This is a genomic window from Arthrobacter globiformis (assembly GCF_030818015.1).
Classification (GTDB): Bacteria; Actinomycetota; Actinomycetes; order Actinomycetales; family Micrococcaceae; genus Arthrobacter; species Arthrobacter globiformis_C.
On the sequence record NZ_JAUSZX010000001.1, the window covers coordinates 4,088,843 to 4,103,251 of the forward strand.

General features: G+C 61.3%; 14 protein-coding genes. 4 read left to right on the forward strand and 10 right to left on the reverse strand.

Annotated features, from left to right (window positions below; all coding sequences use genetic code 11):
• Positions 1-33: 33 nt before the first annotated feature.
• The 3 genes from QFZ23_RS19080 to QFZ23_RS19090 all read right to left on the reverse strand — a co-directional run bounded on the left by QFZ23_RS19080 (position 34) and on the right by QFZ23_RS19090 (position 3,111).
• Entirely contained in the window at positions 34-1,080 is a 1,047-nt protein-coding gene (locus QFZ23_RS19080) for a glycosyltransferase (RefSeq protein WP_306925331.1), read from the reverse strand.
• 122 nt (positions 1,081-1,202) lie between these two features.
• Positions 1,203-2,036 carry a glycosyltransferase family 2 protein gene (locus QFZ23_RS19085; protein WP_306925334.1) on the reverse strand — a complete coding sequence of 278 codons (834 nt, stop codon included), beginning with the start codon at positions 2,034-2,036 and terminating at the stop codon, positions 1,203-1,205.
• Position 2,037: 1 nt separating this feature from the next.
• Positions 2,038-3,111, reverse strand: coding sequence for a glycosyltransferase family 4 protein (locus tag QFZ23_RS19090; RefSeq protein ID WP_306926937.1), 1,074 nt, complete (start codon positions 3,109-3,111; stop codon positions 2,038-2,040).
• 455 nt (positions 3,112-3,566) lie between these two features.
• Here QFZ23_RS19090 and QFZ23_RS19095 point away from each other — a divergent pair, with 455 nt between their 5' ends.
• The 3 genes from QFZ23_RS19095 (at position 3,567) to QFZ23_RS19105 (ending at position 7,808) form a co-directional block, all read left to right on the forward strand.
• A complete protein-coding gene (locus QFZ23_RS19095; protein WP_306926938.1) occupies positions 3,567-5,009 on the forward strand; it encodes a sugar transferase in 1,443 nt (480 codons plus the stop codon).
• 336 nt (positions 5,010-5,345) lie between these two features.
• Positions 5,346-7,016 carry a DUF4012 domain-containing protein gene (locus QFZ23_RS19100; RefSeq protein ID WP_306925335.1) on the forward strand — a complete coding sequence of 557 codons (1,671 nt, stop codon included), beginning with the start codon at positions 5,346-5,348 and terminating at the stop codon, positions 7,014-7,016.
• Between the two features lie 168 nt (positions 7,017-7,184).
• Positions 7,185-7,808, forward strand: a complete 624-nt coding sequence (locus tag QFZ23_RS19105; RefSeq protein WP_306925337.1) for an LPXTG cell wall anchor domain-containing protein — start codon at positions 7,185-7,187, stop codon at positions 7,806-7,808.
• A gap of 143 nt (positions 7,809-7,951) precedes the next feature.
• Here QFZ23_RS19105 and galU read toward each other — a convergent pair whose 3' ends face one another.
• Positions 7,952-8,842, reverse strand: coding sequence for a UTP--glucose-1-phosphate uridylyltransferase GalU (gene galU / locus QFZ23_RS19110; RefSeq protein WP_306925339.1), 891 nt, complete (start codon positions 8,840-8,842; stop codon positions 7,952-7,954).
• 85 nt (positions 8,843-8,927) lie between these two features.
• On the opposite strand from galU, the gene QFZ23_RS19115 reads away from it, so the two are divergent.
• Positions 8,928-9,407 carry a VanZ family protein gene (locus QFZ23_RS19115; protein WP_306925340.1) on the forward strand — a complete coding sequence of 160 codons (480 nt, stop codon included), beginning with the start codon at positions 8,928-8,930 and terminating at the stop codon, positions 9,405-9,407.
• Here the strand turns inward: QFZ23_RS19115 and QFZ23_RS19120 are convergent.
• From QFZ23_RS19120 to paaA, 6 genes are read right to left on the reverse strand one after another with little or no spacing between them, the layout of a single operon-like run.
• A complete protein-coding gene (locus QFZ23_RS19120) occupies positions 9,404-10,183 on the reverse strand; it encodes an enoyl-CoA hydratase/isomerase family protein (RefSeq protein ID WP_306925341.1) in 780 nt (259 codons plus the stop codon). The genes QFZ23_RS19115 and QFZ23_RS19120 overlap by 4 nt on opposite strands.
• A 38-nt stretch (positions 10,184-10,221) precedes the next feature.
• Complete coding sequence (gene paaE, locus QFZ23_RS19125) at positions 10,222-11,448, reverse strand: 1,2-phenylacetyl-CoA epoxidase subunit PaaE (RefSeq protein WP_306925343.1); 1,227 nt, start codon at positions 11,446-11,448, stop codon at positions 10,222-10,224.
• A gap of 10 nt (positions 11,449-11,458) precedes the next feature.
• Complete coding sequence (paaD, locus tag QFZ23_RS19130) at positions 11,459-11,998, reverse strand: 1,2-phenylacetyl-CoA epoxidase subunit PaaD (RefSeq protein ID WP_373427950.1); 540 nt, start codon at positions 11,996-11,998, stop codon at positions 11,459-11,461.
• A 5-nt stretch (positions 11,999-12,003) separates the two neighbouring features.
• Positions 12,004-12,918 (reverse strand): 1,2-phenylacetyl-CoA epoxidase subunit PaaC, encoded by a 915-nt coding sequence (gene paaC / locus QFZ23_RS19135; RefSeq protein WP_306925347.1) that lies wholly within the window; start codon positions 12,916-12,918, stop codon positions 12,004-12,006.
• Complete coding sequence (gene paaB, locus QFZ23_RS19140; protein ID WP_306925349.1) at positions 12,915-13,307, reverse strand: 1,2-phenylacetyl-CoA epoxidase subunit PaaB; 393 nt, start codon at positions 13,305-13,307, stop codon at positions 12,915-12,917. The genes paaC and paaB overlap by 4 nt, the downstream gene beginning before the upstream one ends.
• Complete coding sequence (paaA, locus tag QFZ23_RS19145) at positions 13,304-14,332, reverse strand: 1,2-phenylacetyl-CoA epoxidase subunit PaaA (RefSeq protein WP_306925351.1); 1,029 nt, start codon at positions 14,330-14,332, stop codon at positions 13,304-13,306. Before paaA ends, paaB begins: the two co-directional genes overlap by 4 nt.
• Positions 14,333-14,409: the final 77 nt, after the last annotated feature.

Sequence of the window (14,409 nt, forward strand, 5' to 3'; positions counted from 1 at the left end):
CCCTCACAGGGCCTAGAGGCAGGACCAGCATCATCAACTCAGAAGCTCCTGACCACGGTCGTCCCAAACTCCTGACAACACCGCATCCAGGCTGTCAGCAATTACATCCGCCGAGTACGCCTCGCTTACCCAGCCCAAAGCACCGGACCTGAGCCTGTCGCGAGATTCCGCTTTGAGTAGCAGGTCGACTACACGGTCGACCCACTCGTCAACGGTGTCAGCAATATGGCAGTGGTTCTCGTCTACACCGGCGCCCCTGGCAACGATTGGCGTTGCCACGACGGGAGCTCCGAGGGCCATCGATTCGATGAGCTTCATCTGAACCCCTGTGGCCATCCTGACAGGAATTACAGAGACAGCTGCCGACGTGTAGAACGCCGTCAGGTCATCTACCCGCCCGGTGACAGAAATCTTTGGGCCAGCAAGCTTCAGGACCCGAGCCGGCGGCGCATCTCCCACAATGGTCAAGTGTGCAAACGGAACTCTCAACAAGACTCGGGGCAGGACTTCGTTAACGAACCACAACACAGCCTCAGCGTTTGCCCGGTAGCTCTGTCGTCCGACAAAGACAATCGAGCCAGGCTCGAGTTTGTCGATCCTTGGTGCGTGATCCGCGTGCAGGGCATGGGGGCTCCGCACAAGGCGCACATGGGGTTGGTCTGCTCGCAAGTCCGTGGGAGACGAAACGATTATTCGAGAGAAGCTACGTAGGGCGCGGCGTTCAGCGCCCTGCATGCGGATTCCCTCGGCTCGGGCGATGAGTCGCCAGAGAACATTGCGGCTGTTTTGGGCTAGAAGTCCGTAGTACGCACTTCGGAACTCGTCGAGATCCAACACAGAAGGCACATCGCCAACCTCGTTTACGAACTGAGCACTTCTGATCACATTGAAGTAGGCAAGATCGGGCTTGAACCTTTCTGCTTCTAGCCGTATCGCGCGCCTAAGCGAAGGCGCATCGACGTAGGCTTGTTGCAGAGAACCGCGCGAAAACAGGGCCAAGAAACAGCGCCAAGCGGCACCGACCTTCGTCAGCCTTACGGATGAAACGTGCTCTACTCCGATAGCCTTGAGGTCAGCCACGTCCGCTTCACTCCAAGCAGCACCGACTACGGACACACTGTGATGGCGGGCCAAGTGTCTAATGAGGCCCAAGCTCCTAGGCCTAATGGCACTTGGGGCCCAAGGAACCACAACAAGAATCTTCATTTGGTCAATCCGAGCAGGCGCGCCATCCGCGTTTGGGTGAAGGTTCCATGTTTGGCCAAATAAACAGACAGTCCCTTATAGTAATGTGACGATTTACCCACTGCCGTGGTACTGGTGCTCTCCAAATGAAGGGCAGCAAAGTTGCGCGCCAATTTAACGTCGTATCCCGCCAAAGACGCCCGCCGACAGATGTCTACGTCCTCGAAGTACAAAAAGTAATCCTCATCGAATCCGTCAAGTTCAGCCAATACGGACTTCCGTATCATCATGCAGAACCCGGAAACCCAATCGGCACTAGCCGGGGCACCAGGCTTCATCGAATCCGCCAAAGAAAAACCGTTTCTCTTCGAAGAAAACAAGGCGAGCAATTGTCGTTTTACTGCAGCAGGAAGGATCTCATCCACTCGAAGTTTGGCAAAAAATTCCTTAGCCAAGGAAGGAAAAGGTCCACCAGCAATTCCTGGCGCGCCATTTTCGTACATCATCCTGGGTGCAGCGATACCTGTCCTTTGGTCATCAAAGAGACCGGACAGTTCTTGGACGACATCCGTCGTTACAAAGCAGTCAGGGTTGACGAGCAGAACAAGGTCGCCGGTAACGCCACGTTCAAGGACTCTGTTTATCCCACCCCCGAAACCATGGTTTTTGCCGTCAGAAAGGACGACCAACCGCTGATCCTCAAAATCATTCAAGGTCTCAACGGACCCTAATTTTGGGGAGTTGTCCCAGACGTAGACATTTGAAACGCCAGCGTCGAGAGCCGCTCTGACACAGCGAACGATCAACTCTTCGGAGTCGTAGGCAACTATGATCGCCGATACTGTTGGCATGCTATTCATCAATCCCTGTCGCCATATCTTCCTCAAAACGCTTCCACGAAAAGTTATTGTGAATAAATCCCGGGCCTGCTGCTGCTACTTTTTCAGCGGTTCGCGAATCCTCCGAAATCGAAATCATCTGGCTCGCAATCTCCCGCGGCGAGTTTCGGACGAAGCACTCAACACCGTCCGTGACTTCCAGCGGAACGGCCGCGGCATCGTTGACTATCAGAGGGGAACCGCACGCCAAGGCTCTGAGCGCCTTCAATAGAACTCCAGCGTCTACAAGCGATGGCGAAAGCACCGCAGCTGCTTTGATGTACTCGTCCTCGATGCTGGGTACCTCCCCGACGATCTGAACCCGATGATCATCTCCGAGAGCAACAACGGCAGCAGACGGGCGGGAGCCAACGATCCTCAGCACCGCAGAGGGCAATGACTCCCAAACTATTGGCATCACTTCATGGACGAGATAGGAAGCAGCGGCAATATTGGCATCCCTCCACATGGCACCAGCGAATACGAATGTTGTGGATTCGCAATCACGCGCTGACCACAACTTTGGAGCACGATCAATCCCAACCTTCAAGTGGGAAACTGCATTTCGCGGCACGAACCGAGCTACCCACGCCGCGTCTCTCGCAGAAAGAGTAAACACGCGTTTCGCTTTCTTCACGACCTTCTTTTCCAGCGCCGACACACGGAGAAACTCGAGCCACCGATAAGGGCGCTCCAGGCCACGAGAACGATCGGCGCGTTGGCGAAAAACGCGGGTAGTTACATCGTGCAGTGTGACGGTCCAAGGTACCCCAGTAGACCCCAGCACAGATTCGACAGGCTGGATGTACTCCACATGTACTCTGTCGGGACGTAACTCGCTGATCAATTGCCAAACTTCCTTCGTGTTCAGCCGTGACCAGTCTTTTCTTAAAGCGGCTGGGTACAGACCGAAATGCCGCCAAGAGGATGGGCGTGGTGCACTCGCACCGTGAAAGATTATTCCAGCACCTGCTCCTGCTGGAATTTCCGAAGGTTCCTGTCCAGGTGCGTAAACGTGGACCTCATGACTCTGCGCCATCGATGCCACCAGCTGGCGCCCAAGATCGTCAGCGGCGTGACCATTTACTCGGCTCGGCGAGTATGGGGTGATGATTAACAGTTTTTTGCGGTCAGCGGACCCTTCATCTGTGGTTCCCAACGCGCCTAAGGTTGTACGTCGCCCTGCCAATATGATGCCCCCGAATTCGGTTAACTTTGCGGGTGCCGAATTTTAAACCGTTCCGGTAAGCTGTTTCCCCCGCGGGCCGCGCCAGAGCCGCCCGCACATAGGTTAGCAGGACTCGCGAAGGCCGGCGTAGTTCCGCCGTAGGCATCACCTACGCGGTGAGTTCGGCAGAGCGCCCTACCTGAGGCTATGGACGGTGATGCATACCGTGAAGCGTTGCACCGAACGGCGGAGTATGTGACACGGCGTTGTCCAGGACGTCTCGGCCTACCTCTATGATTGGGCGTGCAGAACGCTGGATGACAAATGGGGGAATGATGGACACGCCACATAAGGCCTGGCGATTGATTTATGCCCGCCGCCTCGTGGTCGTTGACGCGGCTGTCGTCGTGTGGGCAGTAGCAGGTGCGTACTTAATTCGGTTCGGATACACAGACCAACCCACAGTCGACGCTAGTGATCTGAGCTACCAATGGCTAGCAATCGGCCTCTCCGTAATCTGGTGGCTTATGCTGGGTTTTTGGGGAAGTCGAGAAAGCCGCGTACTGGGCTCAGGTGCAGACGAGTACAAGCGCGTCCTGGCCGCATCCGCCTGGCTTTTTGGCTTCGTCGCAGTCGTTTCTTACGCACTACGCATAGACACGGCCCGAGGCTTTGTGGGTCTGGCCTTTCCTGCAGGGGCATTGGGGCTTCTCGCTGCTCGCTGGGTAGTCCGACAGCACCTAAGCCTCGATAGGAGACTTGGGCGAAGTCATTCGCGAGTCCTGATAATCGGTGGCCCTGCGTCGGCGGCTCATTTGGTGCGGTCGCTTCAGACAGTACCCGCTGCAGGGTATTTTCCCGTCGCCGCACATCTGCCCCGGTCAGACGAAGGGAGCGCAGCGCTAGACGCGCTCTCCGTTCCCGTCACTGGGTATGGGGCCGATTCCCAGTCGATACTACGTTCCATAGAGAACAGCGGTGCTGATTCCGTAGCAGTTTCGGCCGGCGCGCTCATGACGCCTGAGGAGCTGCGTAATCTGGGTTGGGAGCTCGCGGCCCGGGACATCGGCATGATCCTGGCTCCTGCTCTAACTGACATTGCGGGGCCCCGAATCCATACGCAGCCCGTTGCCGGGCTTCCACTCATCCACGTTTCCACGCCGAAACTGACCGGTGGAAAAAAGGTAGCGAAGCGAGCATTCGACATCGCTGGGTCGGGGCTGCTGCTGCTCGTTCTGTCACCACTGATGCTCCTTGTAGGTACATGCGTCAAAATTTCCAGCCCAGGTCCAGTCTTTTATCTACAGGAACGTGTGGGGCTGCGCGGAACGTCATTCAAGATGATCAAGTTCCGCTCCATGAGAACGAACGCCGATGCCGAATTGCATTCGCTTCTCAAGGCACAGGGATCTGCTGACAAGCCTCTGTTCAAGGTCGAGAACGATCCCCGGATCACACCGCTGGGAAAGATTCTCCGTAAATACTCGCTCGACGAACTGCCTCAACTAATAAATGTCTTCACCGGAAGCATGAGTCTCGTAGGTCCGCGTCCACAAAGGGCCGGCGAGGTCGCGCTGTATGACGACGCGGCCCACCGGAGGCTATATGTCAGTCCAGGCATGAGCGGACTGTGGCAGGTAAGCGGCCGCTCCAATCTATCGTGGGAAGAAAGTATTCGACTTGACCTCTACTACGTGGAGAATTGGTCACTCATGAGTGACGTAGTTATTCTGTTCAAGACATTCAAAGCTGTTTTTGCCAGCGCAGGAGCCGTATAAGTCTGTTCCTTGAGCATGCAACGAAGCTTGCAGCTTGAGGACCAGCGGAAACCTGAGTTTGTAGCGCTGTTGCAACCCACATTTACGGAAGCAAGACCGTATTGCTTCAAATTTCTGGCAGGAGTCCTTGAAATGACCAGCAACGAGAAGACTTCCGTAGGCCAGAGGAACCATTCCTTTCGGCCAGGGGGCCGCACCAGGCAGGGGCGGCCCCGCTTTATGAGATACGTGTGGGTCGCCCTAAGCGTTATATGCGCTATGACAGTCGCGGCTTCGGCCTGGCTAGCGGTAAAGGCCTTCGATATGAGCCGGCAACTCGAAACGGCTAGGCAGCTAATGCCCCAGCTCAAGGAACAAGTCCTCAAGGAGGACACCGTCGCGGCGGGCAAGACGGTGGAACAGCTTAGGAACGCCACCAGTCGAGCGCACGAGGCAGGAACGGATCCCATCTGGACATTGGCTGGGGCTTTACCTTGGCTGGGCGCTAACTTTCAGGCCGCAAGTGCATTAGCAACGTCCGCCGACGATATGACCGTGTTTGGAGCCGTGCCACTGGTGGAGGCATTGGATTCGCTCAACTGGAAGGCACTGGCACCGAATGGCGGCAAAATAGACCTGTCGCCGTTGAGTGACGCGGCCCCAAGACTACAAACTGCGTCTCAAACGGTCATTCAGTCAGCCGACCGTCTCGCGGAAGTAAATACTGATCAGTTGTTGCCTCAGGTTGCTGAACCACTCAGGCAAGCAAAAGAGCAACTCGATTCGCTCCAGGGCGAGCTGTCCACTGCAGCGGATGCAGCGTCCGTAGCTCCAGGCATGATGGGCGCAGAAGCACCTCGCAAGTACCTGCTGCTCATCCAGAATAATGCGGAATCCCGCGCCAGCGGAGGCATCCCAGGCGCACTCGCCGTTCTGCAAATCGACAACGGCAAGATGTCGCTTACAGATCAGACGAGCGCAACCGACTTGGGTGCCATGTCGCCGATCATTGGCGTCGAGGCCGAACAGCAACAAATATATTCTCGCCGTGTCGGGAAATTCATGCAGGATGTCAATCTAACTCCGGACTTCCCGACTTCGGCTTCCGCCGCATTGGCCATGTGGCAGCAAAAGACCGGGACCCGCCTAGATGGCGTTGTTTCAATCGATCCGGTTGCCCTCAGCTATCTGTTGGCGGCGACGGGCCCCGTCAAACTCACCGATACTGGATCCTCCGAAATCTTCGCTGCCCTCCCAACGGAGCTCTCCGCCAAGAATGTCGTGAAAACTCTCTTGTCTGACGTCTATGCCGAGATTCCTGACCCTGCCATGCAAGATCTGTATTTCGCGAACGTAGCGAAGGAGCTATTTCACTCTCTCTCAAACGGGAAGGCGGACTCCGCCCGGTTGCTGGACAGTGTTACTTCCGGCGTCAAAGAGGGACGAGTCATGGCCTGGTCTGCCGCGAAGGAGGAGCAGACCGTAATTTCTAAATATCCGCTTAGCGGGTCCCTCTCTGGCCCCTATCTGTCGCCAGCCCAGTTCGGACTGTATTTCAACGACGGAACTGGAGCAAAGATGGACTACTACGTCAAGCGAACCGCGCAGCTCATACCGCAGTGTTCCGATGACGGATACATCCAAATGAAACTTCGAGTAACCAGCACCAACACCGCCCCTACCAACGCGGCGAGTGCCCTTCCCGCGTATGTAACAGGGGGCGGAGTTTTCGGAGTGCCAGCTGGCAGTGTTCAGACCAACATCATCGCCTATGGACCTGCCCAATCAAACGTCGAAGAAGTGTTCGCGGGAGGCAAGAAGATAGCCTTCGCCTCCTATCGGCATGCTGGTCGGCCAGTGGGTGTCATAACCGTCAGGCTGGCGCCCGGTCAAAGCAGCACTGCTGAGTTTACTTTCGGCAAAATCGTCCAACACACAGCACCCCAACTATCGGTGACACCCACCGTACAGGCGCAAAAAGACGTGGTTTTGGCGACGCAAGCGGCCGCATGCGTTCCTGCCTCGTAGCCAGCTCATTAACAGTATGTAAAGTGTTTGGATTCACTTTGGAGAGATCCCCTTTAGGGTGCTAATCTCTCCTTGGGTAACACCACGAGATTCGCCCCACGGTCACATGGGGATGGGGAATCTCCACAATAATGTGACATCCGTGTTAAAAGGTCTCAGGGGGGACAAATGAAGAAGTCTATTGCTGCGCTCGCGCTTGCAGGAACCATCGTACTGACCGGCACCGCGCCTGCCATGGCCGTTAACGGCAACAACTACCCGGCACCGCCCGCCAACTCCGCTGTTTCGGACGGCGTCGTAGGACCCGGCGAAACCTTCACATTCTCCGGCCGGGGCTTCCTCGCTGGCGAACGACTCATCATCCGTGTAACGCCTGGCGCCCGTCCTGCATCCACCGGTGCAAGCATCGCTGGCGGTGCCAGCCGTTCAGTACCCAGCAAGATCAGCGTTGTACTGGCAGCACAGGAATTCAGCACCACGGCTGACGCCAATGGCGCCTTCGCCTTTCCGCTGTCTATCAGCGAACCTGGCGTCTACACGCTGACTGCAACCGGTGTTACTTCCGGCAGGGTGACAACCCAGACCGTCACCGTGGAAGGCGCAGCAGCTGACCTCGGCAGCGGCACGGGCACCGGTCTTTCCAACACCGGTGGTAACGGTGCAGGCCTGGCCAACACCGGTGCTGACTCCAGCCTGGTTCTGTGGTCACTGGTTGGTGGCGGTGCACTTGCCGCCGGCGCCGCTTCGGTGATCGTCGTTCGCCGCCGCGCGAACGCTGAGGCATCTGCCTAAGCACTCCATTCCGCGCTTCAAGAGAAGGGGCCCGTTCCGGATTATCGGAACGGGCCCCTTCTTTGTTGTCGAATCAGTACCCGTTAATGAGCGAAGCCCCGACAACAGTCGGGGCTTCGCTCATTAACGTGAGCGTTGGCCTTCTACCCGTTGAAGTTCTTCATCCAGGCTTTCAGGTCCTCGCCGAACTCCGGGCGCTCGGATGCCAGCGTGATGACGGCCTTAAGGTAGCTCAGCTTGTCTCCGGTGTCGTAGCGGCGGCCGCGGAAGACGACGCCGTATACGCCGGAACCCTCGCCCTCACCTGCGGCAAGGGTCTGCAGGGCGTCGGTCAGCTGGATCTCCCCACCACGGCCAGGTTCGGTCTTCTCAAGGACATCGAACACTGCCGGGTGCAGTACGTACCGGCCGATGACCGCTAGGTTGGACGGCGCCTCATCCACCGACGGCTTCTCCACTAGGCTATTCACCCGGACGTAGCCCTCGCCATCAATCGGCGTGATGTCCGCACAGCCGTAGGCGCTGATCTGGGATGGCTCCACCTCAATAAGGGCAATCACCGATCCGCCGGTCTTGGCCTGGACCTCGATCATCATGGTCAGGAGCTCGTCCCGCTCGTCGATGAGGTCGTCGCCGAGCAGCACCGCAAACGGCTCGTCTCCGACGTGCTGGCGGCCGCACAAGACGGCGTGTCCCAGGCCCTTGGGCTCGCCCTGCCGGACGTAGTGGATGGGCCCCAGACCGGAGGCATGCTGTACGGCGTCGAGGCGAGCCTGGTCGCCCTTGAGCTCAAGGGTTCGCTCCAGAGCCGGCGCCCTGTCGAAGTGGTCCTCCAGCGCCCGTTTATTGCGGCCGGTGATCATCAATACGTCGTCCAGGCCGGCGCTGACGGCCTCCTCAACGACGTACTGGATGGCCGGTGCATCTACTACCGGCAGCATCTCCTTCGGCATCGCCTTGGTGGCAGGCAGGAAGCGCGTACCCAGACCGGCGGCCGGAATAACTGCTTTACGGACTGATTTCCCCAATGTCATGATCGAACCTTACAAATTGACTTGCAGAAAGTGAAATTTCAGGCGCAGATTTCGGCTGAATCCGAGACTCCCGTAGCGTTTCCGTATGGGGAAATGGAGCCGGGCGGACGCTGCCGGGATGGCGCGTGTGCTGCTTGCCCTGTATCTCGCTGCTCTGGCGTTCGTGGCATTCTGGCCGACTCCCGTTGACCGGCCTATTGCCGGACGGCTGCAGATGGTGCTGTTCGCCCTGCACCACTCAGGGCTTCCCGAGCTCATCAACTACAACTTCGTGGAATTCGCATCGAACATCCTGTTGTTTACACCCATTGGAATCCTCGCAGCGTTGGCCGTCCCGGCATTCCATCGAGGACGGATCGTGCTGAGCGCGTTCCTCGCGTCCTGCTGCATGGAGTTGGGGCAGAAGTTCTTCCTGCACGACAGGTTTCCGAGCGCCATGGACATCGTGGCCAATACTGCCGGGGCCATGCTGGGGGTTTGGGTTTTGGGCACGGTGGAGCAGTGGTTGCGGGAAGCTCACCCAGCTCTGCCGCCTAAGCCTACCCGGCCCCCGAAGATCGGTTAGCCCTTGAACTGGGGCTCCCGCTTCTCCTGGAACGCGCGGAAGCCCTCGGCGTAGTCCTCACTCTTGCACAGACGCGCCTGCTCGGCGTTCTCCTCCTGCATCGACGTCCACAGGCCAAGACGCTGGTCGCGGATGTGCGCCACCAGCTCCTTGCTGGCCTTGAACGCACCCGTCGCACCGGTCGCTACGCGGGAAACGATGGAGCGCGTGGTGTCCAGCAGCTCCTCGGCAGGCAACGCCCGGCTGAACATCCCCTGGGCCACGGCCTCGGTGCCGGAGATCAGCTCGGCCGTGTAGATCAGGTCCAGCGTCCGGTGCATGCCCAGCCGCTCGGTAAAGTACCAGTGCCCGCCCGAGTCCAGCGTGGCGCCCAGCTTGGCGAACGGCGAGCCGAACTTCGCGTTCTCCGCCACGTACACCACGTCCGTGGCCAGCAGCAGGCCTAGACCAACGCCCAAACACGCGCCCTGGGCCGCGGCAAACGTCGGCGCCGGGAAGGCGCTCATCTTCTGCAGCAGCGGCTGCACCAGCCCGCCCAGGTACGCCTCGGCGTCGTCGCTCTCCGGCGTCACGCCGGCAATGTCCCGGCCCGCGCAGAAGCCGCGGCCCTCTCCCCTGAGCAGCAGCGCCCGCACCTCACCGCGCGAGGCGGCGGCAGCGGCGTCGTCGTACGCCTGGGACAGGTCCGCCAGCGCCTGCTCATCCAGCGAGTTCAGCTTCTGCGGGGCGTTGAGGACCACCTCGGCAACGCCGTCGGCAATGGAAAGGGAAATCATGGCTGCTCCTTTGAGACCGGGAAGGGCGGGACGGAATGCTAGACGTCGAAGTCGACGGAGACTTCCTTGCTGGTGGGGTGGCTCTGGCAGGTCAGGACGTAGCCCTTGTCCAGCTCATCCTGCTCCAGCGCGTAGTTTTCGTCCATGGTCACGGTGCCGGTGACCACCTTGGCGCGGCAGGTGCCGCATACTCCCCCGGCGCACGCGAACGGCACGTCCGGGCGGACCCGCAGCGCCGCGTTGAGGATGGACTCGCGGGCGTGCGTGGGGCTGGCTACCTCGCCCTGCAGGCCGTCCAGCTTGAACGTGATCTTGTAGGTCTCCTTGGACTCGTCTTCGATGACGGGGCGGCCGGCGTTGCCCTCGGGCCGGTCCGGCTTGCCGGAGGTGAACAGCTCAAACCGGATGTGCTCCGGCTTCACGCCGCGCTCGGCCAGGGTGTCCCGGCACAGCTGCACCAGCTCGAACGGCCCGCACAGGAACCACTCGTCCACGTCGTCCGCGTGGATGGCGGTGCCCAGCAGCGCCCGCAGCTTCTCGGCGTCGATCCGGCCGCTCAGCAGCGGGGCGATGCGCTGCTCGCGGGACAGCACGTGGTGCAGCGCCAGGCGGGACGGGTACTTGTCCTTCAGGTCCGCGAGCTCCTCCAGGAACATCACGTCCATGGCTGCCTTGTTGGCGTAGATCAGGTCGAACCGGGTGTCCGGGCTGGCGGCCAGCAGCGTCCGGGCGATCGCGATCACCGGCGTGATGCCCGAGCCCGCGGCGATCGCCACGAAGTTGCCCGGCTCCCCCGCCAAATCCTCCGGATGGTTCATCGAGTTCATGACGTTCTGGTCCACGGCCTGCCCGTCCCGGCCGTGCTTGGAGACGAACGCGCCCATGGGGCTCATGACCTCCAGCGTGTCCCCGGCCTTCAGCTCGGCGTTGGCCCACGTGGAGAACAGCCCGCCCAGGTCCTTCTTGATGGCCACCCGGATCTCGCTGCTGCCGTCGGCGAAGTTGCGCGGCTCGGCGCAGATGGAGTAGCTGCGGCGGATCTCCTTCGGCTCGCCGGCCTCATCCGGCAGCGTGGTGCGCAGCGCCACGTACTGGCCCGGCAGGTAGTCGAACTGCCCGGCGAGCCCGGCCGGCACCGCGAAGGTCACCTCGATGGCGTCCTCGGTGAGCCGGCGCACCTCCGCGACGGTGAGGGTGTGGAAGGACGGACGACGGCGGCCGGTGGCCTGCGCCGATTCGGCGGCAGTCTGGCGGACAACAGGCATGGGAAATTCCTTACAAGACTTTGAAGTAGTCGAACGGTTCCTTGCAGTCCTGGCACACGTACAGCGCCTTGCAGGAGGTGGAACCGAAGCGGGTGAGTTCCTTCGTGTTCAGCGACGAGCACTGCGGGCACTTCACGGCCAGGCTCAGGCGGATCGGGCCGGAGTGGCCGCCTGCCGCTGCCCTGCCGGAGGGCGGGGCGATGCCGTACTCCCGCAGCTTGGCCTTGCCGGCCTCGGTCATCCAGTCCGTGGTCCACGCCGGCGCGAGCACCAGCTCCACGTGCACGCTCGGGTAGCCCTCGTTGGAGAAGGCGGCCTTCAGGTCATCGCGGATGGCGTCCATCGCCGGGCAGCCCGAGTACGTGGGCGTGATGGTGACCTGGACAGCGGGAACCGGACCGCCGTCGTCGAACAGCCTCACGCTGCGGAGGATGCCGAGGTCCTCGATGGTGAGCACCGGAATCTCGGGATCGCAGACCGTGGCGGCGATGCCCCACGCCTTCTGCTCGGCGGAGACTCCGGCCCTGGTCTCGAAGTCCGATACGTACACGGCAGTCACCAGCTTGCTCCGGGATGCTCCCGGGCCAGCACCTGCATCTCGGCCAGGATGTAGCCCAGGTGTTCGGAGTGCTTGCCCTGGCGGCCGCCGCCCGGGGCGAACGGCACGTCGGGGACGTCCAGCTCAGCCTCTTTGAGGACCTCGCCGGTGAGGCGGTCAAAGTCCGCCTGCAGGCTGGAAGGCTCGACGGCGGCGCCCGCCTCCGCGAGGCGGGCCACCAGCTCGTCGGTTTCGAAGAGTTCGCCGACGTACGGCCAGATGAGCTTCAGGCCGTGGATCATGCGGCGGCGGGACTCCTCGGTGCCCTGCGCCAGGCGGAGGAGCCACTGGGCGCTGTGGTCGCGGTGGTAGTCCACTTCCTTGACGGCCTTCGCGGCGATGGCGGCCAGCGTGGCGTCCGTGGACTCGGTGAGCCGGCGGTACAGCTCGAACTGGTAGTAGCTCACCACGAACTGCCGGGCGATGGTGACGGCGAAGTCCCCGTTGGGCTGCTCGAACAGGTGCGCGGAGCGGAACTCGTGCTCGCGGCGGAAGTAGGCGAGGTCGTCCTCGGTCTTCTCGTTGAGGCCGGCGGCGTAGCTGAGGAAGGAGCGGGCATGGCCGAGCTGGTCCAGGGCGATGTTGCCCAGGGCGACGTCCTCCTCCAGCTCCGGGGCGCGGGAGATCCAGTGGCCCAGGCGCTGGGCCAGGATCAGGGCGTCGTCGCCCAGGCGCAGCGCGTACTCGGCCACGTCCTCGGTGGGCTTGGCCAGGCCGGTGCGGACCTCGAGCGCGATATCCTCGGGGCGGAGCGCGTTGCCCGGCGTGATGCGGGTGGCGCTGGCCGACCCGTCGCCGCTGGCGCCTGCCCCCGCGACGCCGACGGAGATGTCGCCGTGGCCTGTGGCTTCTGTCTGTTCCGGGGCCGTCACAGGTGCTTCACCCCTTCGCTCTTGGTGTAGTACGTGGCGTGCCGGTAGTCCTTGCCCTGCGGCGATTCGAAGAACGCGCCCTTGGCGTCCGGGTCGCTGGAGGCGATAGCGTCCGCCGGGACCACCCAGATGGACACGCCCTCGTTGCGGCGGGTGTAGAGGTCGCGGGCGTTGCGCAGGGCCATGGCGGCGTCCGGCGCGTGCAGGCTGCCGGCGTGCACGTGGCTCAGGCCGCGGCTGGACCGGACGAAGACCTCCCAGAGGGGCCAGACGCTGCGGTGCAGCGGCGCTTCCGCGCTGGGGGCCGGCTGGGCCGGGACCTTGGCGGCGGAGGTTTCTACTGCTCCGCCGGAGCTGGCCGGTACTTCCGGGTTGCCGTGGGGACTCATGCTGCGTATTCCTTCTGCTTGTTAACCTGCTTGGCCATCTGTTTTTCTGCAAAAGCAGAGGCTGCCTCGCGGACCCAGGCGCCGTCGTCGTGCGCCTGCCGGCGGCGCTCAAGCCGCTGCGAGTTGCAGGGGCCGCGTCCGGCCAGGACTTCCTTGAATTCGTTCCAGTCCAGCGGGCCGTGTTCCCACTTCTTGGTGTCCTCGTTGAAGCGGACCTCGCTGTCCGGGACGGTCAGGCCCAGGACCCTGACCTGCTCCACCATCATGCCGACGAACCGCGAGCGCAGCTCATCGTTGCTGAAGCGCTTGATGTTCCAGGCCATGGACTGCTTGGAGTTGGGGGAATCGTCGTCCGGCGGGCCGAACATCATCAGTGCCGGGGCGTACCAGCGGTTCACGGCGTCCTGGGCCATCTGCTTCTGCGCGGGCGTTCCGTTGGAGAGTTCGAGCAGGATCTCGAAGCCCTGGCGCTGGTGGAAGGACTCTTCCTTGCAGATGCGCACCATGGCCCGGCCGTAGGGGCCGTAGGAGGCGCGGCACAGCGGCACCTGGTTGCAGATCGCGGCGCCGTCCACCAGCCAGCCGATGGCACCCATGTCCGCCCAGGTCAGCGCCGGGTAGTTGAAGATGGAGGAGTAGCGGGCCTTGCCGGCGATGAGGTCGTCCATCATCTGGTCCCGTGTTTGGCCAAGGGTTTCGGCGGCGGAGTAGAGGTAGAGCCCGTGGCCGGCCTCGTCCTGGACTTTGGCCATGAGGATGGCCTTGCGCTTCAGGCTGGGGGCGCGGGAGATCCAGTTGGCTTCCGGCTGCATGCCGATGATCTCCGAGTGCGCGTGCTGCGAGATCTGGCGTAGGAGGGTCTTGCGGTAGGCGGCCGGCATCCAGTCGCGCGGCTCAATCCGGGAATCCTCGGAGATCACGCGGTCAAAATACGCCTGGCCTTCGGCCTCCAGCTGGGCCTGTGCCTCATCAGCGGCGGGGGCTGCCGGCTGGTCAGGCACTGACTGCAGATTCTGCGCTGCCATGGTTGCTCCTATGCATTCACGTCCATACTCGGATTATTTACCGACCGTTCGTTCAGGATATGCGGAAGAAAACTACA